The 22,720-nt window shown below is 69.0% G+C and carries 19 protein-coding genes; 6 read left to right on the forward strand and 13 right to left on the reverse strand.

Annotated features, from left to right (window positions below):
* Positions 1–20: 20 nt before the first annotated feature.
* Both ACWDUM_RS22180 and ACWDUM_RS22185 read left to right on the forward strand, forming a co-directional pair.
* A complete protein-coding gene (locus ACWDUM_RS22180; RefSeq protein WP_450135619.1) occupies positions 21–1,517 on the forward strand; it encodes an acyl-CoA carboxylase subunit beta in 1,497 nt (498 codons plus the stop codon).
* Positions 1,518–1,586: 69 nt separating this feature from the next.
* Complete coding sequence (locus ACWDUM_RS22185) at positions 1,587–2,888, forward strand: amidohydrolase family protein (protein ID WP_450135620.1); 1,302 nt, start codon at positions 1,587–1,589, stop codon at positions 2,886–2,888.
* A gap of 69 nt (positions 2,889–2,957) precedes the next feature.
* Here ACWDUM_RS22185 and ACWDUM_RS22190 read toward each other — a convergent pair whose 3' ends face one another.
* Positions 2,958–4,013, reverse strand: a complete 1,056-nt coding sequence (locus ACWDUM_RS22190) for an LLM class F420-dependent oxidoreductase (RefSeq protein ID WP_450135621.1) — start codon at positions 4,011–4,013, stop codon at positions 2,958–2,960.
* Between the two features lie 134 nt (positions 4,014–4,147).
* Here ACWDUM_RS22190 and ACWDUM_RS22195 point away from each other — a divergent pair, with 134 nt between their 5' ends.
* Positions 4,148–5,065, forward strand: coding sequence for a TIGR03619 family F420-dependent LLM class oxidoreductase (locus tag ACWDUM_RS22195; protein ID WP_450135622.1), 918 nt, complete (start codon positions 4,148–4,150; stop codon positions 5,063–5,065).
* 74 nt (positions 5,066–5,139) lie between these two features.
* On the opposite strand, the gene ACWDUM_RS22200 is transcribed toward ACWDUM_RS22195, so the two are convergent.
* From ACWDUM_RS22200 to ACWDUM_RS22215, 4 genes are all read right to left on the reverse strand, one after another.
* The gene (locus ACWDUM_RS22200; protein WP_450135623.1) at positions 5,140–5,988 is read right to left on the reverse strand and encodes a mycofactocin-coupled SDR family oxidoreductase; all 849 of its coding nucleotides are present in this window, start codon (positions 5,986–5,988) and stop codon (positions 5,140–5,142) included.
* Positions 5,989–6,012: 24 nt separating this feature from the next.
* Positions 6,013–7,551 (reverse strand): aldehyde dehydrogenase family protein, encoded by a 1,539-nt coding sequence (locus ACWDUM_RS22205; protein ID WP_450135624.1) that lies wholly within the window; start codon positions 7,549–7,551, stop codon positions 6,013–6,015.
* Between the two features lie 87 nt (positions 7,552–7,638).
* Positions 7,639–8,772 (reverse strand): thiolase family protein, encoded by a 1,134-nt coding sequence (locus ACWDUM_RS22210; RefSeq protein ID WP_450135625.1) that lies wholly within the window; start codon positions 8,770–8,772, stop codon positions 7,639–7,641.
* Positions 8,769–9,215 carry a Zn-ribbon domain-containing OB-fold protein gene (locus tag ACWDUM_RS22215; RefSeq protein WP_450135626.1) on the reverse strand — a complete coding sequence of 149 codons (447 nt, stop codon included), beginning with the start codon at positions 9,213–9,215 and terminating at the stop codon, positions 8,769–8,771. The genes ACWDUM_RS22210 and ACWDUM_RS22215 overlap by 4 nt, the downstream gene beginning before the upstream one ends.
* Positions 9,216–9,420: 205 nt before the next feature.
* Here ACWDUM_RS22215 and ACWDUM_RS22220 point away from each other — a divergent pair, with 205 nt between their 5' ends.
* Positions 9,421–10,641 (forward strand): CaiB/BaiF CoA transferase family protein, encoded by a 1,221-nt coding sequence (locus ACWDUM_RS22220; protein WP_450135627.1) that lies wholly within the window; start codon positions 9,421–9,423, stop codon positions 10,639–10,641.
* Positions 10,642–10,769: 128 nt separating this feature from the next.
* Complete coding sequence (locus ACWDUM_RS22225; protein WP_450135628.1) at positions 10,770–11,516, forward strand: TetR/AcrR family transcriptional regulator; 747 nt, start codon at positions 10,770–10,772, stop codon at positions 11,514–11,516.
* An 88-nt stretch (positions 11,517–11,604) separates the two neighbouring features.
* Here the strand turns inward: ACWDUM_RS22225 and ACWDUM_RS22230 are convergent, their stop codons facing one another.
* The 8 genes from ACWDUM_RS22230 to ACWDUM_RS22265 all read right to left on the reverse strand — a co-directional run bounded on the left by ACWDUM_RS22230 (position 11,605) and on the right by ACWDUM_RS22265 (position 20,601).
* Positions 11,605–13,098, reverse strand: a complete 1,494-nt coding sequence (locus ACWDUM_RS22230) for an MCE family protein (protein ID WP_450135629.1) — start codon at positions 13,096–13,098, stop codon at positions 11,605–11,607.
* Positions 13,095–14,252 carry an MCE family protein gene (locus ACWDUM_RS22235; protein WP_450135630.1) on the reverse strand — a complete coding sequence of 386 codons (1,158 nt, stop codon included), beginning with the start codon at positions 14,250–14,252 and terminating at the stop codon, positions 13,095–13,097. The genes ACWDUM_RS22230 and ACWDUM_RS22235 overlap by 4 nt, the downstream gene beginning before the upstream one ends.
* Positions 14,249–15,508 carry an MCE family protein gene (locus ACWDUM_RS22240; protein ID WP_450135699.1) on the reverse strand — a complete coding sequence of 420 codons (1,260 nt, stop codon included), beginning with the start codon at positions 15,506–15,508 and terminating at the stop codon, positions 14,249–14,251. Before ACWDUM_RS22240 ends, ACWDUM_RS22235 begins: the two co-directional genes overlap by 4 nt.
* An 86-nt stretch (positions 15,509–15,594) precedes the next feature.
* The gene (locus ACWDUM_RS22245) at positions 15,595–16,665 is read right to left on the reverse strand and encodes an MCE family protein (RefSeq protein WP_450135700.1); all 1,071 of its coding nucleotides are present in this window, start codon (positions 16,663–16,665) and stop codon (positions 15,595–15,597) included.
* Between the two features lie 85 nt (positions 16,666–16,750).
* Positions 16,751–17,776, reverse strand: coding sequence for an MCE family protein (locus tag ACWDUM_RS22250; RefSeq protein ID WP_450135631.1), 1,026 nt, complete (start codon positions 17,774–17,776; stop codon positions 16,751–16,753).
* Positions 17,773–18,963, reverse strand: coding sequence for an MCE family protein (locus ACWDUM_RS22255; RefSeq protein WP_450135632.1), 1,191 nt, complete (start codon positions 18,961–18,963; stop codon positions 17,773–17,775). Before ACWDUM_RS22255 ends, ACWDUM_RS22250 begins: the two co-directional genes overlap by 4 nt.
* 16 nt (positions 18,964–18,979) lie before the next feature.
* Positions 18,980–19,822, reverse strand: a complete 843-nt coding sequence (locus tag ACWDUM_RS22260; RefSeq protein WP_450116342.1) for an MlaE family ABC transporter permease — start codon at positions 19,820–19,822, stop codon at positions 18,980–18,982.
* 14 nt (positions 19,823–19,836) lie between these two features.
* On the reverse strand, positions 19,837–20,601 hold the full coding sequence (locus tag ACWDUM_RS22265) for an MlaE family ABC transporter permease (protein WP_450116333.1): 765 nt from the start codon (positions 20,599–20,601) through the stop codon (positions 19,837–19,839).
* Between the two features lie 370 nt (positions 20,602–20,971).
* On the opposite strand from ACWDUM_RS22265, the gene ACWDUM_RS22270 reads away from it, so the two are divergent.
* Positions 20,972–22,675 carry an acyl-CoA synthetase gene (locus tag ACWDUM_RS22270; protein WP_450135633.1) on the forward strand — a complete coding sequence of 568 codons (1,704 nt, stop codon included), beginning with the start codon at positions 20,972–20,974 and terminating at the stop codon, positions 22,673–22,675.
* Positions 22,676–22,720 lie beyond the last annotated feature (45 nt).

A 22,720-nucleotide genomic window follows, 5' to 3' on the forward strand; every position in this document is an offset into this window, starting at 1 on the left:
CCTCGTGAGGAAGGGCGATCGTGAGCAACGCGCACACCTGGGACGACACCCTCGACGACCTGAACCACCGGCGCCGCCGCAGCTACGAGATGGGCGGACCGGAACGGGTCGCGAAACACCACGCGAAGGGCAAACTCGACGCCCGCGCGCGGATCGACCATCTCCTCGACGACGGGTCTTTCCAGGAGTTCGGCACCCTGGTCGGCGGCGACGTGCCGGCGGACGCCCTGGTCGCCGGATCCGGCCTGATCGACGGACGGCCGGTGCTCGTCGGCGCCGAGGACTTCACCACGATGGCCGGAACCATCGCCCCGGGCAGCAATTCCAAGCGTTACCGCCTCGCCGAACTCGCCGTTCGCACCAAGTCACCGCTGATCATGCTGCTCGAGGGGGCGGGCTTCCGTCCGACCGGAAGCCACTACGGGCGCACCCCCACCGACCTGCTGGCACAGGCGCGCTGCTCCGGCAAGGTGCCCACGATCGCCGCGGTGCTCGGACCGTCGGCGGGTCACGGCGCACTGGTCGCGCCGGTCAGTGACTTCTCGGTGATGAGCAGGCAGGGGGCCATCTTCACCGCCGGCCCGCCGGTGGTCCGGGAGTCGACCGGCGAGGAGGTCACCAAGGAGGATCTCGGCGGACCGGGGGTGGCGCTGCCGAGCGGCGTGATCCACAACCTGGCCGAGGACGACGCCGCGGCCCTGGACACGATCCGCCGGTACCTGTCGTACTTCCCGTCGAGCGCCTGGTCGTACCCGCCGTCCTTCCTGGCCGACGAGGACGCCGCCCCGCGCGAGACGCCGGAGTTGCTCGACATCGTCTCGCGGGACAACCGTTCCGTGTACGACATGCACACCGTGATCGACGCGGTCTTCGACACCCCGGACTGGCTGGAGATCCAGCCCGAGTTCGGCCGCGCGGTGATCTGCGGACTCGCGCACCTGGGCGGGCACCCGGTGGCGGTGGTGGCCAACCAGCCGACCGTCCTCGCCGGCTCGATCGATTCGGATGCCGCCGACAAGGCCGCCCATTTCATCACCGTGGCCGACGCGTTCCACCTGCCGATCGTGTTCCTCACCGACAACCCGGGCATGCTGCCCGGCAGCGACTCCGAGCGGGCAGGCGTGCTGCGCAGCGGCGCCCGGATGTTTGCCGCGCAGACCTGCGCGACGACCCTGAAACTGCACCTGACGCTGCGCAAGGCCTACGGCTTCGGCTCGATGGTGATGTCCCTGCTCGGGTACGACGACCAGGTCGCCACCTTCGCCTACCCCGGTGCCACCATGGGCGCGATGAGCGCGGCGGCGTTGAGTCTGTCCTCGAAGGCCGAGGACGACGTCGCCGCCTCCCTGCGGGAGATGGAGCTGCAGGCGTCGTACTTCTCGGCCGAGCACATGGGCTTCGACGAGATGATCTCCCCGGTCGAGACCCGGAACCGCCTGCTGGCCGCCCTGCAGCGGGGCCTCTACAGCAGGCAGGCGGCCGCCGAACCGGTGGCCCGCACGGTCATCACGCCGTAACGCCTTCCCCGGCACCACCAGAAGCGTTATCGTAAGGTCTACAGTATTGGACTCGCGAAGGAGCTCAGTGTGGACAAGAACGACATGATCCTGATCAGCGTCGACGACCACATCATCGAACCGCCGGACATGTTCGAAAACCACCTGGCGGCCAAGTACAAGGACGACGCCCCCCGCCTGGTCCACATGGAGAACGGCACCGACGTCTGGAAGTTCCGTGACCGGGTCATCCCCAATGTGGCCCTCAACGCGGTCGCCGGCCGCCCCAAGGAGGAGTACGGCCTCGAACCCGAGGGACTCGACGAGATCCGTCCCGGCTGCTACGACGTCCACGAGCGGGTCAAGGACATGAACGCGGGCGGCGTGCTCGCATCGATGAACTTCCCGTCCTTCCCAGGTTTCGCGGCGCGCCTGTTCGCCACCGAGGACAGCGACTTCTCCCTGGCACTGGTGCAGGCCTACAACGACTGGCACATCGACGAGTGGTGCGGGGCCTACCCGGGCCGGTTCATCCCGATGGCGCTGCCGGTGATCTGGGATGCCGAACTCTGCGCGCAGGAGGTGCGCCGGGTCGCGAAGAAGGGCGTCCACTCGCTCACCTTCTCCGAGAACCCCGCCGCGCTCGGCTACCCGAGCTTCCACGACGAGTACTGGAATCCGCTGTGGAAGGCCCTCGTCGACACCGACACCGTGCTCAGCGTTCACATCGGCTCGTCCGGCCGGCTGTCCATCCCGTCGACCGACTCGCCGCCGGACGTGATGATCACCCTCCAGCCGATGAACATCGTCTCGGCGGCGTCCGACCTCCTGTGGTCGCGCCCGGTCAAGGACCACCCCGACCTGAAGATCGCGCTCTCCGAGGGCGGCACCGGGTGGATCCCCTATTTCCTCGAGCGGGTCGACCGGACCTTCGAGATGCACTCGACGTGGACGCTGCAGGACTTCGGCGGCAAGCTTCCGAGCGAGGTCTTCCGGGAGCACTTCCTCACCTGCTTCATCAGCGATCCGCTCGGCGTGGCTCTGAGGCACCGCATCGGCATCGACAACATCGCGTGGGAGATGGACTACCCACACAGCGACTCGATGTGGCCGGGAGGGCCCGAGGAACTCGGCGAGGTCATGAATGCCGAGTCCGTACCGAAGGACGAGGTCGACAAGATGACCCACCTGAACGCGATGCGCTGGTACAGCTTCGACCCGTTCAGCCACATCCCGCGGGAGCAGGCCACCGTCGGCGCCCTGCGCGCGGCGGCCGCGGGCCACGACATCAGCGTGCAGGCCCGCAGCCACCACCAGACGGACGCCGCGGACAAGGTTGCCGCGTTCCAGACCCAGATCCGGGCCGCCGTGGGCCACAGCGCGTCCAAATAGCAGCGGAGCCGCGGACACAGCACCTGAGGAGCGGCGGCCGGTCCGAGACAGGACCGGCCGCCGCCTCGTTCAGCGCAGGCCGGCGAGGATCCTGTCGATTGCACTGTCGGACAGCGACTTCGGCAGACTGGGGACCACGCGATCGTAGAGCCCCTCGCAGCGCCGGCGCAGCAGCGCGGGAATCTCGTCGACCGGACCCACGACAGCGATGGTCGCCAGTATGTCGTCGTCGATCAGCCCGGCCATGGCCTCCCAGCCGCCCTGCTTCGAGAGGGCGTGCAGCTCGGCGTGCAGGTCGCCCCAGCCGTGCAGGTCGAGCACGCCGCGGTACGCGGGGGTCGAGCCGTAGAACGCGATCTGGCTGCGCACCGACGCCGCGGCCGCCGCGTACTCGGCCTCATCCTCGCCGGTCACCACGAACACCGGTCCGGCCAGCTCGAACTCGTCGCGTGTCCGACCGGAGCGCTCGAGCCCGCCGTCGACCGTCGGGCGGGTCACCTCCTCGAGGTACCGCCGTGTGCCGAAGGGGTGCACGAGCAGCCCGTCGGCGATCTCGCCGCACAGCCCGGTCATCGCCTCGCCCACGGCCGCAAGCAGGATGCGTGGCGACGGCTGGGCGGACGGCTCGGGAGTGAACATCGGCGTCATGATCTTGTGGGTGTAGTACTCCCCCTCGAAGTGCAGCGGCGTCCCGTCCCGCCAGCAGTCCCAGATCGCGTGCAGCGCTTCGACGAATTCGCGCATCCTGCCGACCGGCCGGCTCCACGGCATGGAGAAGCGCTTCTCGATGTGCGGTCGGATCTGCGTCCCGAGGCCGAGACAGAAGCGGCCCCGGGAGTAGTCCTGCAGGTCCCAGGCCAATCCGGCGATCGTCATCGGATTGCGGGCGAACGCGACGGCGATGTTGGTACCCAGGCTCAGGCGCTCGGTGTGCTCGGCGGTCAGGACCAGCGGCAGGAAGGGATCGTGGTTGGTCTCCCCCACCCAGCACCCGTCGTAACCCCGCCGCTCGAGTTCCACGGCCTTCGCGGGCACCTCCGCCAATCGGTTCGGGATTCCTCCGTCGATCCGGAGTGTGCGCGGGGCGCTCGTCTCCGCCTCGGTTCCGGCCAGGTCCGTGCTCATGGCTCGCCTTCTTCCGTATGTCTGCCGCAATGCGTCGCGGCTTCTTACTGTAGGTATTACCGTATGTCACCACAGCCTGTTGGCCTCGGGCCCACTTCGAGTGTCCCCGGCCCCAGATACGAAAGGTCCGAGCGTTGAGATACGTCCTCGAATACCCCAGCGAACTGCCCTCGGCGCCGGACGATTTCCTGCGTCCCGACGTCATCCGCGCGGTGGCCACGGCCGCGGAGTCGGCCGGATTCTCGGCGGTCGCCCTCAGCGAGCATCCCGCCCCCTCGCTCAAGTGGCGACGGAACGGCGGGCACAACACGCTCGACCCGGTGGCGGCGCTCGCGTTCGCCGCGGCGGTCACCACCTCGATCCGGCTGATGACGAACCTGTACGTGCTGCCCTTCCGCAACCCGTACCTGTCCGCGAAGGCCCTCGGCAGTCTGGACATCGTCTCCGACGGTCGCCTGATCGCCGGTGTCGGCGCGGGCTACCTGCGGTCGGAGTTCTCGGCCGTCGGCGTCGATTTCGATGGCCGTGCGGAACTGTTCGACGAGGCGCTGGCGGCCCTGCACGCCATCTGGACCGACCCGCAGACCCCGGTCAGCGGAAAGGGATTCGCCGCCACCGGCCCGTTGTGGCTGCAGGGGGCGCACCAGCGGCCGCGTCCGCCCGTCTGGATCGGTGGGAACTCTGACGCCGCGCTGCGCCGGGTCGTCGAGTTCGGCAACGGCTGGATGCCACTGATCACGGACCGGGCGATGGCCGCCGCCATCCGTACCCCGGCCATCGAGAACGCGGACCGTTTCAGCGAGCGACTGGGCCGGTTGCGCTCCGCCCTCGAGGCCGCCGGACGCGATCCGGAGACCATCGACGTCCAGGTGGTGTGCCCACCCGTCGACTTCGGTGACGCCGACTCGGTGCGCGCCGCCCGCGACTTCCTCCGGGACATGTCCGAGCGGGGCGCGACCTGGGCGGTCATCCACGCCGACGGGTCCACCCCGCGGGCCGCACTGGACTTCGTCGAGACGTTCGGCCGCCGGTTCGTCGACGACACGCCGTAACGGGTACGGACCGTTCGGGTTCGCTGCCCTCCACCCGAACGAGCGGCCCGAACGGTCCGTACCCGTCCCGAGGCCTACCCCTTCCAGGGCACGTTCTTGACGTACCCGCCGGCGTCGATGCGCAACTGGGTGCCGGTGATGAACTTCGACGCATCGCAGGCCAGGAAGACGACCGCGTCGGAGACGTCCTGCGGCGAGATGTACGGCACCGGCATCGCCTGCATCGCGGGGAACGCCAGCTCCGCCTCCTCGCGGGTGGGTGCCTCCAGGTCGGGCCGGAACACCTTGTACATGCCCTCGTTGTGCAGCATGTCGGTGTCCACGTTGGTCGGGTGCACGGCATTGACGCGAATCATCCTGCGTGCCAACTGGATCGACAGATCGTTGACGTAGCGGGCGACCATCTGCTTGGCCAGGCTGTAGGCGGATCCGCCCGGACCCTGGTTCGTCGCACTGCCCAGCTGGGCGGCGAGCGAGCCGGTCGCGATGATCGAGGAGCCCTCCTTCAGGTGCGGCAGGCTGCCCTGGATGACGTTGAACACGCCGCCGAGGTCGGTGTCGATGGTGTCCGACCAGGACTGCAGCGTCTGGCCCTTGCCCATCGGGCAGATGCCCGCGTTGGCCACCACGATGTCGAGCCCACCGAGTTCCTCGACGCCTTTCGCGATCGCCTTCCAGACGGCGCCGCGCTCACGCACGTCGACGATCGCGGTGTGCACCCGCACACCCTCCTTCTCGATCAGCCGGGCGGTCTCGTCGAGATCCTCCGGGCGGGCCAGTGGATAGGTGTTGCCGTCGAGGTCCGCGCAGATGTCGAGGGCGATGATGCTCGCCCCTTCCGCGGCGAGGTTCACCGCGTGCGAACGTCCCTGGCCTCGTGCCGCTCCCGAGACGACCGCGATCTTGTTGTCGAGCTTTCCCACCTGTTCCGCCTTTCTGTGACGAGGTCACCGCCTGGGTGTCCGCCAGCCGATGGTCTTGGTTTCCGTGTACTGCGCGAATCCCTCGATGCCGCACTGACGTCCGAGGCCGCTGTTCTTGTAGCCGCCGAACGGCGCGTCGGCGCCGTAGAACATGCCGCCGTTGACGCCGAAGGAACCGGTCCGGATCCGCCGGGCGAACGCCATTCCACGCTCGTTCGACCCCGACATCACCGCGCCGGCGAGACCGAAGGCGCTGTCGTTGGCGATGCGTACCGCGTCCTCGTCGTCGTCGAACGGCACCACCACGAGGACGGGGCCGAAGACCTCGTCCTGTGCGATCGCCGCGCCGTTGTCGACGCCGACCACGACCGTCGGCGTCACGAAGTGGCCGCCGGACAGGTGCGCGGGCAGCCCGGTCGCGGGTCCGCCCCCGGTGGTGATCTCCGCGCCCTCGCTGCGGGCCCGGTCGATCATCTCCAGCACCCGCTGCTGCGCGCGGGCGTTGATCAGCGGCCCGACGAAGGTGCCCGGGTCGGCGGGATCGCCGACGGGAACCACGGAGAACGCCGTGGTCACGTCGGCGACCGCCTGGTCGAACAGGGAGCGGTGAACGAGCAGGCGGCTGTTGATCGCGCAGCCCTGCCCGGCGTGCGAACAGGCTCCGATGGCGCCCATCACGATCTTCGACGGGTCGGCGTCCTCGAGAACGACGAGCGCCGACTTTCCGCCGAGTTCGAGGAAGGTGCGCTTCATGGTGCCGGCGGCGTCACGCATGAGGCGGCGGCCCACCTCGGTGGAGCCCGTGAACGAGATCAGGTCGACCCGGGGGTCCACGGCCAGGCGTGCCGCGACCTCGTTGTCGGGCGTGGTCACCACGTTCACCACGCCGGCGGGGATGTCGGTGCGCTCCGCGATCAGGCGACCCAGCCGGGTCGCGTTCCACGGTGTGTTCGGATCCGCCTTGAGGACGACCGTGTTGCCGGCCGCCAGCGCGGGGCCGAGCTTGTTCAGGATCACCTCGACCGGATAGTTCGACGGGGTGATCGCCGCGACCACACCGGCCGGTTCCTTCACGACGGTGCGCTGGGTGTGTGCCCCGAACAGGGCACTGCCGCCGAGTTCACGCTCCCACTCGAACTCGCCGATCAGGCGCGCCGGGTAGCGCAGCGCGTCGGCGAGCGGCCAGTCCAGCTGGGCGTTGGTGGTCGACATCAGCGGGGCTCCGACCTCGGCGACGAGTTCCTCGCGCAGGTCTTCGCGTTCGGACTCGAGGGCTTCCTGCAACTGCTCGAGGCAGCGTGCGCGTAGCGCCCGGTCCGTCGCCCAGACACCGTCGTCGAAGGCGCGCCGGGCCGCTCCGATCGCCCGGTCCATGTCCTCGGCGCCGGCCGCCGCCGCGTCGCCGAGCACCAGCCCGGTTGCCGGGGAGACGTTCGGGTAGGTGGCGCCGGAGGCGGCGCCGACCAGGTGTCCGTCGATCAACATGCGGGGCTCGGCCCGGCCCGCCGCCCGCTCTCCCAGCGCGACGCTGGGGGCGGCGGCGTCCGACACGACCTCACTCACGATTGCTCCTCACGTTTGCTGGTGTCGATCTCGCGGTTTCGGTGCGGCAGGTCGCCGCGGTGTGCGCCGTCGTCGCGGCGGTCCGGATCATCGGGTGAGCACCATCGACGCGCACTGCGGTCCGAAACCGTTTGCGACGACGGCCACCTCGGCACCGGGCACCTGCCGGGCGCCGGCCTGGCCGCGCAGTTGCACCACCGCCTCGGCCAGGAAGCTCAGTCCGTGCAACCGGCCCTCGGCCAGCTGCCCGCCGGTGGTGTTGAGGGGCAGGCGACCTCCGGGCGCGATGGTCCGGCCCTGGTCGACCCATTCGCCGAACTCGCCGATGCCGCACAGGCCCATCGCCTCGACCCAGGAGATGGTGATGTGGGTGAATCCGTCGTACAGCTCGGCGACGTCCACGTCGGCCGGGCCCACGGATGCCTTGCGCCACATGTTCTCCGAGCAGCGCCGGGTTCCACCGAAGACGAAGTCGGGGGTGAAGGTCCAGTCCGGATGGGCGCCGGTGCCCATGGAGCTCGAGTCGATGGTCACCGGAACCTGCGCGAGGTCGGCGGCCCGTTCGGCCGTGGTCACGACCACCGCGCAGACACCCGTCACCGGATAGTCGCAGTCCAGCAGCCGCAGCGGCTCCGCGACGAAACGCGAGGCGTGGTAGTCGTCGAGGGTGATCGGATCGCGCAGCACGGCACGATCGTTGAGTGCGGCCCACTTGCGGGCGCCCACCGACAGGTGTCCGTAATCGTCCTCGCTGCCACCGAATTCGGCCAGTCGGCGCTGCTTTCGCATGCCCATCACCGGGATCACACCGCCCATGACCCCGTACGGGACCTCGAACTGCGATCGGCCGACCGCCGCGGGCACGGCGCGTCCGCTCTGGGTACCCCACTCCCGGGTCACCGAACGCACCACCAGCGCCACCTCGCACGCTCCGGAGAGCACCGCCATCTCGGCACCGAGTGCGGCGGTGATCGCCGAAGGGCAGCGCGCCGTGTAGTCGGCGTAGGTGACGAGATTGTCGACGCCGAGCATGCGCGCGACGTCGTGGGCGCCCTCGTCGCCTGCGTACTCGAAGATTCCGTCCACGTCGGCCACACTCAGCCCGGCGTCGTCGAGGGCGGCGCGGGCCGCGTCGACCACCAGTGGCCGGCAGTCGACTCCCCGCTCGCGATGGATGGTCGAGTAGCCGACCCCGACGACTGCGGCGCGGGCGCGGCTCACGAGGCGGCTCCGGCCGCGACCGAGGTGGTGCCGCCGGCAGGCCGGAACTGCGGGATGCTCCACTCTCCTCGGGGTTCGAAGGTGACCTCGAGGGGCATGTCGATCCGCAGCTCGCCGGGATCGGCGCCGACGATGTTGGTCAGGATCCGCACGCCGGGCGCGTCGTCGAGTTCGGTCAGCGCGATGATCAGCGGCCCTTCACCGACGTATGCGGGATGGAAGGCCTGGTGCAGCACCGTGTACGCGTAGAGGCGACCGCGTCCGCTCACCGGAACGGCCCGGCTCGGGCCCACCGGCCCGGGATGCCCCTCGGCGACCGGTTCGGGCGGGTACTGCAGGTGGTCGGTCCCCTCGAATCCCTGGACGACGAGTTCGCCTCGGGCGGCCGCCTCCCAGTAGAACGCCGTCACGGGATCCGGTACCGGGCGCGACTTCTCGGCCACCGGACTTCCGCCGGCCGGGCTCCCGGCCGGCGACTCCTCCGCGGTCCTCACCGTCCTCATCCCACTCCCATCCACACCGATTGGGTGACTCACTGTAATTCTTACAGTACGCTCCATCGCAAGGGCCACGCCAGCGATTCCGCCGGCGTCTTCCCTCTCGAACTCACAACAGACACGCACACTCACAGCAGAGAAGGGAACGCGGATGTCCGGACTGATGGACGGTGTCACGGTCGTCGAACTGGCCTCCTGGACCTACGTCCCCAGCGCAGGCGCGGCCCTGCACGACTGGGGCGCCGACGTGATCAAGATCGAAGACCCCCACGGCGGCGATCCGTGCCGGTACCTCACCGTCGGCGGGCTGACGCCCCAGGACTCGCGCGTGCGCGCCAACTTCATGATGGAGATCGGCAACCACGGCAAGCGCAGCATCGGTCTCGACATCAAGACCCCCGGCGGCCGGGAGATCTTCGCCAAGCTCGTCGCGAAGGCCGATGTGCTGCTCACGAACTGGCTCCCGGGTCAGCTCGAGCGGGCCGACCTCTCCGTCGACATCATCCGCGAGATGAACCCGAACATCATCATCGCGCGCGGCAGCGGACAGGGCAGCCGTGGACCGGACCGCGATCGCGGCGGTTTCGACGGGTCCTCGTACACCGCCCGCGCCGGCGTCGCCTACGCACTCACTCCGGACGGGCAGGAGTTCCCGTTCGCCCAGGGCCCGGCCTTCGGCGATCTCCAGGGCGGGATCACCCTCGCCGGCGGCATCGCCACGGCACTGTTCCACCGCGAACGCACCGGGCACGCCGCCATCGTCGACAGTTCCCTTCTGGCACAGGGCATGTGGGCGGTGGCACCGGACATCGCCGCCGCCGACTACTACGGCATCGACCGCATCCCCCCGTACGCGCCGGGAGATGCACCGAACCCCGCGGTCAACCGGTACCGCACCCGCGACGACCGCTGGGTCCAACTGATGTTCCTGCAGGCCGACCGCTACTGGAAGGGCTTCTGCGAGCGCATCGGGCGTCCGGACCTGGGCGTGGACCCGCGCTTCACGCCGCTGGCCAACCTGACCCTCAACAAGGACGAGGCCACCGCGGAACTGCGCGCGATCTTCGCCGAACGCGACCTCGCCGAGTGGCAGAAGATCATGGCCGACGAGCCCGGCGTGTGGGCCACGCTCACCTCACCGGCCGACGTGCTCGAGGACCCACAGGTCGAGGCGAACGGCTACCTGATGACCCTGACGGACGACGCGGGCAACCTGTACCGGACCGTCAGCGCACCGGTGCAGTTCGACGAGTCTCCGGCCGTACCGTCGCGCTCCCCCGAGCACGGGGAGCACACCGAGGAGATCCTGCTGGAGCTGGGACTGGACTGGGACGCCATCATCGCCGCGAAGGAGTCCGGCGCCGTCCTCTGACAGCTCGGGCTCCGGCTCGCCGCCGCGGCCGCACCCGGCCGTCGTCCCCGCGACACCCTTACCGGGCCGCTCACGGTAAATCCGTGCGAACCGATAGGATCGCGGGGACACAACGGAGGTGCTCGGGTATGGCCACGCAGGACACGCAACCGAAACGGCAACGCCGGGAGCGGGGTTCGATCGATCCCGAGGACATCATCGCCGGTGCGTTCGAGCTCGCCGAGCAGGTCTCGCTCGACAACCTGAGCATGCCGATGCTCGGTAAGCATCTCGGAGTCGGCGTGACCAGCATCTACTGGTACTTCCGCAAGAAGGACGACCTGCTCAACGCGATGACGGAGCGGGCCGTCGCGCGGTACATCGGCGCCGTCTCGGTCCCCGAGGACGGCGACTGGCGCGACCGGCTGACCGCGTTCGCCCGCGGCATGCGAGCCACGTTCCTGGCCAACCCGATCCTGATCGACCTGATCCTGATCCGCTCGACCCTGAGCCCGACCCATGGCCAGCTCGGCGCCCGCTACATCGAGCGGATCGTCGCCGACCTCGTCGACGCCGGCCTCCCCCTGCCCGAGGCATTCGACACCTTCGCCGCTGTCCAGCTGCATGTGCGCGGATCCGTCGTCCTCGCCCGACTGGGCGACAAGGCGAAGGCCGCCGACCCCAATTCGCATGCCTACTACGAGGACCTGAGGATCACCGCGGAGGACACCCCGCTCCTCGCGGAGGCCGCCGCCCAGGGACGCAGCGGTGCCGCCCCGGACGACAGCAACTTCGAGTACGGCCTCGAGTGCATCCTCGACCACGCCGCATCGGCGATCGGCGCCCAGCGGCCGCCGTCGAAGGCAAGCCGGCGCCCCGCGCGCAAAGCGAAGTAGCCCGCTCACCCGAAGCGGGCTCGGCCGCAAGGCTTCCCGACTCCACGCCACGCCGGTCCCTCATCCCGCACACAACCCTGCTGTGCGATCAACCCTGCTGCGCGGTCATCAGGTCCTGCCAGGCGGGAGCCTCCCGAGCGGCTCCGCCGGGGGCGATGCCCGGCTGCGTGTAGCGGCGTCCGTCGGGGCCGACGTAGACACCCGTCTGCGGGTCGTACAGTCGCGCCGCGGGCTGGGATCCACCCGACTCGCCGTACGAGGACGGCTGCACCTGCACCTGCACCCCGTCCGCGGCGCGGCCACCTTCCACGCCGGACGCGGCGCGGCCACCTTCCACACTGGGTGCCGGATGAGCCGAACGCCAGGGGTTGTCCCCTTCGGGGACGTACGGCTCACCGCTGCGGCACTCCGCCACCGTCGCGGCGCGCCTGCCCGGGTACTCCATGCAGGGCGCGTTGCGTGCGCCGCGCACCACCATCGGACTGTCCTGCGGAACCTTGCAGAACAGGTTCGACGGTGTGTCCGGCACCGACAGGTCGTCGGGTGATCGCCACTGCGTGGACGACAGGAACCCGGTGGTGCACGCCGGCGGGTCGCCGAACTGCAGGTGGAAGTCGACCAGGGCACCGTCCTCGAGCGGTCCGCGCACGACGGTGCCGAGGGCCGCGATCAGCGGTGGGAAAACGACCAGGACCTGTTCGATGCTGGGGTTGTAGATGCTGGTGACCTGACCGACACTGACCAGATTCGCCAGCAGCAGCGGCAGCGTCGGCTTCAGTTCGGCGAACAGCCGGTCGGCCTCGTGCACCGCGGCGGGACCGTACTCGATCAGCGACCGCAGCTGTGGTTCGCTCTCCCGCAGTTGGTCGGTGACGCGTGCGAGGTCGGCGGTCCAGGACCGGATCGCGTCGGCGCTCTCGACCTGGGTGTCGAGCAGTGGACCGGCCTGCTCGATCAGGGTCCGCGTCGGCTCCGCACCGTCCAGGGCCTCCTGCACCAGCAACTGCGCGGAATCCAGCAGCCGCTGCAGGTCCGGCCCCGTGCCGTTGAAGGCCTCGAACGCCCCCTCGACGAGTTCGTGCAGTTTGGTGTCGGCGATGCCGTCGAGCAGCCGGTCGGCCTGATCGAGGATCGCGCCGACATCCTGCGGGAGCTCGGTCCGCTGCACCGGGATCACGGCACCGTCGGACAGATCCCCGGTATCGCTCGCGGCGCCCGGATCGCCGGCAGTGCCCTGCGGCGGGACGAGGTCGACGTACTGCTCGCCGATCGCCGACACACTGCGGACCCGCGCCAGCACGTCGGCGGGGATCGGGTGGTCACGGGAGATCGTCAGGTGGGCGTCGACGCCGCCCGGGCCAAGCACGACGGAGTCGACCGTGCCGACGTTCGTACCGAGATAGGCGACGTTGGCGTGGGGGTACAGACCGCCGCTCGCCTCGAGTTGCACAGTGACCCGGTAGCGGCCGATGCCCACCATTGCGGGCACCCGGACGTAGGAGGTCGCCATGACGACGAGGCCGATGACGGTGAGGACGGCGAAGACGACCAGCTGGCCGCGCACGAATCGGGTCAGGGTCACGGTGCGCCTCCGGGGGTGGCACCGCCCACGGGCGCGCGCAACGGATCGGTGGCGTGGCCGGCAACGCCGGCCACGGTGCCGAGAGCACCCTCGACCCCGCCGAGGGTCCCACCCAGCGGGGTGCCGATCAGGAAGTTGTTGTCGAGCCGGGCGTTCGTCAGGTCGAGGTTGATGTCCAGGTTCGCGTAGTCACCGAGCAGCCACTTGTCCATGTTCTTCGTCGAGAACGGGAAGGTCGGCAGGAGCGACATCACGCCGGCGAGGTGCTCCCCGGTACCCGCGAGCGTCTGCAGGACCGGCGCCAGGTGCTTCAGGTCCGCCTGCAGGTCTGCGCCGCTGGTGTCGAGGATCTGGTTCGTCACCGCGGCGAGCCGCCCCACGGAGGTGACCGCCGTGGTGATGTCCTGCCGTTGTCCGACCAGCACGTCCAGCGCCGGAGGGAGCCCGTCCATGGCGTTCGTCAGCACCTGCCGGTCTTGGTCGAACTCGCCCGAGAGGCGCTCCAGTCCGTCCAGGGCCGCCACGATGTCTCCGCGCTGATCGTTCAACCCGGAGGTGAGCGAGTTCAGTTGCACCAGCACATCTCTGGTCGTCTCACCCCGACCACCGAGAGCGGTGTCGAGCTCACGGGTGATGTCCTGCAGCTGCGCCAGGCCACCGCCGTTGAGCACGACGGACAGCGCCGAGAGGGTCTGCTCCGTGGTCGGGAAGGCACCGGCCCGCTCCAGAGGGATGACGTCACCGGCCTCCAGACGCCCCTCCGGTGCGACGTCCGTGGGCGGGGCCAGCTCGAGGTGGTTGGAACCGAGCAGACTGGTCTGCCCGATCCGCGCGGTCACGTTCGCCGGGAGCACCACGTCCGCGTCGAGACCGATGGTGACCATTGCATGCCAGCCCTCGGCGGCGATCCTCCGGACCGACCCGACGGTCACGTCGTCGACCCGCACCGGCGAGTTCTGCGTCAGCGTGGTGGCATTCGGCAACTGGACGGCGACCTCGTAGGAGTCCTCGCCGGTCCCCCGCGCCCCCGGCATCGGCACCGAGTTCAGGCCGTCCCACTCGCAGCCTGACACCGACAGCGCCACCGCGATCGAGGTGGCGAGTGCGAACACACCCCGGCGCAGCCTCGGCATGGTCGTGATCCGGACGTTCATCGGGTACCTCCGGGGAGGAGCAGAGCACCGAGATCGGTGGGAGCAGTGGCATTTCCGGCCACGGGCCGGGTGATGTCTCCGGCCGCGCCGGGGGCCGTGGCCCCCGCCGCCGTGGTCTTCGAGGCCACTTGGGCCTCGACGCTCGGCGGCTGGAACTCCAGCTGATCGGGGAAGGCGGTGATGCCGCTGACCGGGTTGGTCATGATCGGCGGGTAGTTCACGATCATCCCGTTCATCAGCGGCGCCAGGTATTGACGACAGAGCTCGCCGGTGCGTTCGGTGCCCTCGTTCGCGGTGCCCTCGATGGCACCGCACAGCAACGCCGCCGGATTGGCGACCTCGTTGAGGCCGAACACCCCGGTCAGGGTGCCCTGGGCGGGCTGGTACAGGTTGTAGAAGTTCACCAAGGCGGTCGGGGCGATGTGCAGGACCTGCTCGATCTCCGGACGCTTGTCCGCGAGAACCTGTGTCGCGGTGGCGAGTTCGGAGACGCTGTGCGCCAGCTGGTCGGTGTTCGCACCGAGGAAACGCTGCACGTCCCCGACTGCCGTGTCCAGGTCGGTCAGTGCGGTCCCGAGCTGATCGGAGCTGGACGCGAGGACGTCCCCGACGGTGGCCAGCCGTCCCCCGAACTGGACGATCTGGGAGTTGCTGTTCGACAGTGCGGTGACGAACGTCTGCAGGTTGCGGATCGTGCCGAGCAGGTCTGTGCGACCGTCCGAGAGCGTGCTCATCGTGTGCGACAGTTCGCGCAGCGCGACGTTCAGCGCCGGACCGTTGCCGTCCAGGTTGTCGGCTGCGGTGTCGACGAACCGGCCGAACGAGCCCTGCGGATCGTCGGCCTGGGGACCGAGAGCGTCGGTGAGTTTGTCGAGCTCGTTCTTGATCTCGTCCCACTCGACCGGAACGGCGGTGCGTTCGAGGGGGATCTCGGTGCCCGCGGCCAGCGTCACTCCTCCGGTGAAGGCCGGGGTCAGCTGCACGAACCTCCCGGACACCAGGGACGTCGCCATGATCACGGCCTTGGCGTCCTCGGGAATCTCGACACCGCGGTCGAGCGACATCGTCACCACCGACGAGTCCCGTCCCGGTTCGATCCGCTCCACCGTGCCAACCCGTACTCCCATCACACGCACGTCGTCGCCCTGGTAGAGGCCGGTGGTGGACGGGAACCGGGCCGACAGCCGGTAGTGCGTGGTGCGGTCGACCACCAGGTACCCGGCCACGGCCAGTGCCGCGACGAGCACGGCGACCATCCCCCAGCGCAGGACGGTCCGGCTGGGACGCAGCGAGGTCAGCGCACTCGAGGACGGCTTCGCCGTCGGTCCACTCGTGAACGGTTTCATCGCGGGTTCACCCCCTGGTACTTCTCGATGCTCGGCGGCGGGTCCATCAGTGCCTGCAGGTCCTTCGGCAGCTGGCCCGGATTGACCAGGGAACTCATCAGCGGGGCCAGGAACTCGCCGGCCGCGTAGTTCTGAACGAAGGCCTGGAAGTAGGGCCCGCTGCCCACCGCCTCGCCGAGGGCGGTCGAGTACGGGCCGAGCCCGTCGAGGGCGCCGACGAGGCTGTCGCGGTTGCGGATGAGCAGGGCGGTCACCTGGTCGAGCTTCTGCAGGGTCGGACCGAGCTGTGCCTCGTTGTCGTGGACCACCCCGCTCAGCTGCCTCGAGACCGCCGACACGCTCGAGATGAGTTCGGTGATCGCGTCCCGGCGCCGCTCGAGTTCCCCGAGCAGGTCGTTGCCGTCGAGCAGGAGGGCGTTGATCTGGTCACCTCGCTGCGCGAGCACCGTCGTGACCGAGTGCGCCTTCGCCAGGAGTTCCTCGAGTCCGGCGTCCCGCTGGTTCAGGGCGGTGGTGAGATCGGTGATGCCGCGCACCGCCTCCCCGAGGGGCTGCGGTGTGCCGGACAGCGCACCCGACATCGCGTCGAGGGCCGAGTTCAGCTGCACGGTGTCGAGGTCGTGCACCGTGCCCGTCAGATCGCCGAGCGCATCGGTCAGCGAGTACGGCGAGGTGGTGCGGTCGTCGGAGATGGTGCCCCGCGCAGGCAGCCGACCCGCGCCCTCGGGAACGACGGCGAGGGACTTGCGTCCGAGGATGGTGTTTGTCTTGACGGCCGCGGTCGTCCGGTCACCGAGGGCGACGTCCTCGGCCAGGGTGAACGACACCACGATCCGGTCGCCCTCGATGTCGATGCGGTCGACCGATCCGGAGGTGATCCCGGCGACCTCGACCTTGTCACCGGGCAGCAGTCCGCCGGCATCGACGAACACCGCACGGTACTGCAGTCCAGAGTGCAGGAACGGCAGCTTGGCGTACTGCAGGGCGGCGAGCACCACCGCCACCGCGAGGACGATGCCCACCGTCCCGCGACGCAGCAGGCGCCGCCCCGCGGCGTCGGGGTTCATCGGCCGCCCGCTCACCCGATCCCCCCGCTTGTTCTCACTGGTACGGACGCCATTTCGGCCACGCAGCGAAAGTCCTCGGGTCGGCTCATTTCGGTCCGCACCTTCCCTCGTTGCTCGATCCGGGCACCTTGATCTTGATGGTCTGGCCGTCGCCGGCGCTGAAGCGCAACGAGGCGGTGCAGATGTAGAACTGGAAGAAGGAGCCGTACGCGCCGAGGCGGCTCAGCCGGCGGTAGACATCCGACAGGGCCTGCAGGTTCTCCTCCAGCGTGCCGCTGCTCGCATCCAGATTGCCCGCCAGGATGCCGGTCTGTTCGATGGTCTTCTGCAGGTCGGGGCGGCCGGCCTGCAGCAACTCGGCCAGTCCCGATGTGGCGTCGGCGATCCGCGGAATCGCGTCGCCGATCGGGTCCCGGTCGGCGGAGAGTCCGCTGACGAGTTGCTGGAGCCGGTCGAGGGTGCCGGAGAACTCGTCACGTTTGCCGTCCAGGGTCGCCAGGACGGAGTTCAGGTTGTCGATGACCTCACCGATCACCTGGTCTCGCTCCGCCAGTGTGGAGGTCAACGACCCGGTGCTGCCGAGCAGGGGGACCAGGGTGTCGCCCTGCCCCTGGAACACCTGGACCAGCGCCTCGGACAGGCTGTTGACCTGATCCGGATCGAGTCCGCGCAGCAGCGGCTTGAAGCCCCCGAGCAGCAGGTCGAGGTCCAGCGCGGGTTCGGTCTGCGACAGCGGGATGGTGTCGCCGGCGGCCATGGGCTCCGTCGATCCGGGCCCCTCGCCCAGTTCGAGATAGCGATCCCCCACCAGGTTCTCGTAGCGGATCGTCGCGCGTGTCGCGGCGGGCAGCGAGTAGGTGTCCTCCACATCGAAGGTGACGTGCGCGAGATTGTCCCGCCCGCGGTCGACGCCAGTGACGGTGCCCACCTCGGCGCCGGCGATGCGAACCTTGGCACCGGAGTGCATCCCGGACGAATTGGTGAACACCCCGTGGTAGGTGGTCGTGGACGCGAATCGGGCCTCGCTGAAGACCACAACGAGCCCTGCGAAGATCAGTGCCATCACCGCCGCGAAGACGGCGAACTTGACGATCGTCGCGTTCCTGCTCACTGTCCCATCCCCGGGTAGAGGCCGTCGAAGAACACCTGGAAGAACTTGGGTGGATTGGTGATCGACGTCGTCCGCGGCGCGTACGGCACCGGCGCGTTGTCGGTGACCACGAACGGTGGCCGATCTCCGGGTCCGGGCACGTGCGGCAGGTCGGCACAGTTCGGTCCGCCCGAGGCGTTCACGCGCGGCAGGCTTTCCGGATAGGTGTAGGGCTCGACGCCGTAGGTCATACCCACGCTCAGCGCGAAGCCCTGCGACATACCGCCTTCCACCGCCTCGGCTTTCGGCCGGAGCAGGTCGAGACCGATCAGCATGCACGAGATGGACGGCGAGTACTCGTCGAGCAGTTCCGCGGTCGGGCGCAGCAGGCCGATCGCGGACGTCAGGTCGCGCTGGTTGTCGGTGAGGACCCCGGTGGCGTTGTCGGCGAGTCCGGTGACATCCAGCAGCAGGGTCTGCAGGCCGCTCGCCTCCTCGGTGACCATCCGGCCGGTCGAGGTCGCGTTGTCGACCGTGCGCAGCAGGTCGTCGGCGGTGTCGGCGTACACCCCGGTCACCGTTGCGGCCGCGGACAGATCGTGTTGCAGCGCGGGCAGACTCGGGTTGATCTGCCGCAGGAGTGCATCGGTGTCGTCGATCAGGGTGCCGATCCGCTCGCCACGCCCGCGCAGTGCGGTGGAGATCGCGCCGAGCGTTTCGTTGAGTTTCTCCGGTTCCACCCGGTGCAGGACGGTGGCGAGATTCTCGAACAGGGTGTTGAACTCGACCGTGACGGATTCCGCGGAGAGGGTCGTTCCCGCCTGGAGGTGACCGGCGGTCGGCGTCGCGGGCGGTGTGAAGTTGACGTACTTCGCGCCGAACACGGTGGTGGACCTGATGTCCACCGTGGCGTTCGCGGGGATCTGCTCGAGTCCATGCGGATCCATGTCGAGTGCGATGACGGCCTCGTCCCCGTCGTAGTCGATGGAGGCCACCCGGCCCACCTCGACACCACGCATCATGACCTTGGCCTGCGGTTCCATCACCAGGCCTGCGCGCGGGGACACCACGGTGACCCGCTCGGCGCGGCTGAACCCGCCGAGGAAGGCGGTCAGCGCGGTGGCCACGACGAGGACCAGCGCGGTGGCGAATGCCACTGCCACGATCCGGCGAGGCACGGGCCGGTCGAACAGTTCGGTACCTGACATCGCCACGCGCCGCCGCCTATCCGGTGAGGTGGAAGTTGCCGGACATCCCGTACACCACCAGCGAGATGAGCAGGGTCACCGTCACCACCACGATCAGGGAAGCGCGCACCGCGTTGCCCACCGCCAGGCCGACCCCGACGGGGCCACCGGAGGCGTGGAAGCCGAAGTAGGTGTGGATGAGCATCACCGCCAGTGCCATCACGATCGCCTGGACGAAGGACCAGAGGATGTCGGTGGGTACCAGGAAGGTGGAGAAGTAGTGGTCGTAGAGGCCCGGCGACTGCCCGTACATCCACACGGTGGCGAACCGGCTGGCGACGAAGGACGCGGCCACCGCGAGTGCATAGAGCGGGACGATCGCGATCATCCCGGCGACCACTCGGGTGCTGACCAGGTACGGAACCGACGGGATCGCCATCGTCTCCAGTGCGTCGATCTCCTCCGAGACCCGCATGGCGCCGAGCTGGGCGGTGGATCCGGCCCCGATCGTGGCCGCCAGCCCGATGCCGGCGATCACCGGGGCCGCGATCCGGACGTTGACGAACGCCGCGAAGAATCCGGTCAGCGCCTCCACGCCGATGTTCCCGAGCGAGCTGTACCCCTGCACTGCGATGGTGCCGCCGGTGAACAGCGTCAGGAAGCCGACGATCACCACGGTGCCACCGATCACCGCGAGCGCACCCGTTCCCATGCTGATCTCCGCGACCAGACGCACGGTCTCACGGGGATAGTGTTTGATCGCCTTGGGCGTGTGCCACAACGCTTTTGCGTAGAAGACCGCCTGGCCACCGAAGCCGTCCACGGCATTGAGCGAACGGCGGTACCGGCGGCGGGCGATCGGATACCTGCTGCGAACCACGTCGACCACGGCGGTCACCGCGCCGTCAGGGAGATGCCGACCGCGGTCACGACGATGTTGACCACGAACAGCGCCATGAAGGCGAATACGACGGTCTGGTTGACCGCATCCCCCACGCTCTTGGGACCGCCGCGAACGTTCAGTCCGAGGAAGCAGGCCATCAGACCGGCGATCAGCCCGAACAGTCCGGCCTTGACCTGGGAGATGAGCAGTTCACCGAGTCCGGTCAGCAGTGTGATCCCGTTGACGAAGGCGCCCGGGTTGACGCCCTGGAGCAGCACGGAGAACAGGAATCCACCGGCGATGCCGATGGTGCACACCAGCCCGTTGAGCAGGAGCGCGACCGTGGTCGAGGCCAGGACGCGGGGCACAACGAGCCGCTGGATCGGATCGATGCCCAGTACGCGCATCGCGTCGATCTCCTCGCGGATGGTGCGCGCGGCCAGGTCCGCACAGATCGCGGTGGCGCCGGCACCGGCCACGATGAGCACCGTGACCACCGGACCGACCTGGGTCACCGATCCGAGCGCCGCACCCGCACCGCTGAGGTCGGCGGCGCCGATCTCACGCAGCAGGATGTTGATGGTGAAGCTCACCAGCACGGTGAACGGCACGGCCACCAGGACGGTGGGGACGATCGAGACGCGGGCAACGAACCACGACTGCTCGATGTACTCGCGCCACTGGAACGGCCGGCGAAACGATGCGCGGGCCACGTCGACCACGAGATCGAAGAAGCCCCCTGCCGCCCGTAACGGGACTGCCACAACACTGTTCATCGCGCCCCCAAGTCGGCCCAACGGGAAATGCGGTCTCGCCACGCTCCGGGAACCTCGGAACGGGCCACCGGACGCACTCCATTCGCGACGCGTTCGGTGTCTCGAACCACCCGGGGCACCAATCTGATTCGCCTCCGATACGGCGTCACCAGAGCCTCGTAGGCGCCGATGCTAGCAGATACCGCATGGCCAACAGTAGATGTTCCGATAGCCTTCCGTGAGGCATGGACGCGCCTCCCCGGCACATCCGGTCCACCCCACCGAATCTCCTGGCACTTTCGCCCGCGGCGCTCTATCGTAATGGTTTCAGTAGTGCTTACAGTGAACCCTGAACCGAGTGCCGTACCCGTATACGACCCGAGGAGCAGCGTTGCCCGACCCCAAGACGGAAGCCGCACCGACGATTCCGCAGTTCACCCTTCCCGCCGTCGCGGACGCCGTCGCCGCCGCGATCCCCGATCGCGAGCTCATCGCGTTCGGCGACCGCCACCTCACCTACGCCCAGGTGGCCGACCGCTCCCGGCGGCTTGCCACCTACCTGCGATCACGCGGACTCGGTTGCCGGACCGAGCGGTCGCAACTGGCCGCGCACGAGACCGGCCAGGACCTGATCGGCATCTACGCGTACAACGGCAACGAGTACGTCGAGTCCCTGCTCGGCGCGTTCCGCGCCCGGGTCGCGCCGTTCAACGTCAACTACCGATACGTCGAGAACGAACTGCGCTATCTGCTCGGGGACGCCGGCGCGAGCGCACTGGTCTACAACGCGAGCTTCGCCCCGCAACTGCAGAAGATCCGCGACCAGCTGCCGCAGCTGTCCGTGCTGGTCCAGATCGCCGACGAATCCGGCAACGCGCTGCTCGACGGCGCCGTCGACTACGAGGAAGCGCTCGCGAGCGTCGACCCGCTCGACGATCTTCCGGAGACCTCTCCGGAAGACCTCTACGTCCTCTACACCGGTGGCACCACCGGCATGCCGAAGGGCGTGTTGTGGCGTCAGCACGACATCTTCATGGGCGCCTGTGGCGGCAAGGACTTCTACAGCGGTATCCCGGTCGGCTCCTACGAGGAGATCGCCGACCGCGCGCGGTCGAATCCCGGATTGAAGGTGTTCGTCGTGCCGCCACTGATTCACGGCGCCGCCCAGTGGGCCGCGCTCACCGCCCTCACCACCGGGCAGACGCTGGTCTTCCCGCCGGCCTCGGATCGTCTCGACGCCGAGGCGGTGGTGAGCACCATCGAACGCGACCGTCCGAACGTCGTGATGGTCGTCGGGGACGCCACGGCCCGTCCCCTGCTCGCCGCCTTCGAGCGGGGAGACGCCGACACCTCGTCGCTGAACATCGTCGCCAACGGCGGCGCCCAGCTGACACCCGGGATCAAGCAACGCCTGCTCGACGCGTTGCCGGGCACGATCGTCATGGACGGCGCCGGCTCGTCCGAGACCGGTGCCCAGATGATGCACGTGTCCTCTGCGGGCGCGGTGTCGACGGGCACGTTCAACCCGAGCTCGTACACCTGTGTCCTGTCCGAGGATCTGACCGCCGTCGCCGAGCCCGGGCACGAGGGCATCGGCTGGCTGGCGCAGCGGGGCTACGTTCCGCTCGGCTACAAGGGCGACGAAACCAAGACGGCGGCAACCTTTCCGGTGATCGATGGGGAGCGCTACGCGCTGCCCGGCGACCGGGCCCGGCACCTGGCAGACGGCAGCTTCGAACTGCTCGGTCGGGACTCGGTCACCATCAACTCCGGTGGCGAGAAGATCTTCGTCGAGGAGGTCGAGTCGGCCATCGCCTCGCACCCCGCCGTCGGGGACGTGATCGTCGCCGGACGCCCGAGTGACCGGTGGGGCGAGGAGGTCGTCGCGATCGTGCAACTGGCCGACGGCACACAGGCCACCGAGAACGAGATCGTCGACCATGCTGCGGCGTCGGTCGCGCGGTACAAGTTGCCGAAGTCCGTGCTGTTCCGCGACCGGATCGAGCGCAGCCCCGTCGGCAAGGCCGACTACCGCTGGGCTCGCGAACAGGCCGCCGCCGCACCCCGCCCCGAGACCGCGCCCAGTCCGGCGTGACCTCCGGGCACGCACGCCCATCCCATCCGAACCCGGCAATCGGCA

It is taken from the genome of Rhodococcus sp. NPDC003322 (assembly GCF_053589555.1).

Excerpts from the sequence above, each read along its gene's own strand:
- ACWDUM_RS22190 (WP_450135621.1), bottom strand. The coding sequence starts at position 4,013 with ATGAGCACGGACCTGGCCGGAACCGAGGCGGAGACGAGCGCCCCGCGC.
- ACWDUM_RS22220 (WP_450135627.1), top strand. The coding sequence starts at position 9,421 with ATGTCCGGACTGATGGACGGTGTCACGGTCGTCGAACTGGCCTCCTGG.
- ACWDUM_RS22225 (WP_450135628.1), top strand. The coding sequence starts at position 10,770 with ATGGCCACGCAGGACACGCAACCGAAACGGCAACGCCGGGAGCGGGGT.
- ACWDUM_RS22235 (WP_450135630.1), bottom strand. The coding sequence starts at position 14,252 with ATGAACGTCCGGATCACGACCATGCCGAGGCTGCGCCGGGGTGTGTTC.
- ACWDUM_RS22240 (WP_450135699.1), bottom strand. The coding sequence starts at position 15,508 with ATGGTCGCCGTGCTCGTCGCGGCACTGGCCGTGGCCGGGTACCTGGTG.
- ACWDUM_RS22245 (WP_450135700.1), bottom strand. The coding sequence starts at position 16,665 with ATGAACCCCGACGCCGCGGGGCGGCGCCTGCTGCGTCGCGGGACGGTG.
- ACWDUM_RS22255 (WP_450135632.1), bottom strand. The coding sequence starts at position 18,963 with ATGTCAGGTACCGAACTGTTCGACCGGCCCGTGCCTCGCCGGATCGTG.
- ACWDUM_RS22265 (WP_450116333.1), bottom strand. The coding sequence starts at position 20,601 with ATGAACAGTGTTGTGGCAGTCCCGTTACGGGCGGCAGGGGGCTTCTTC.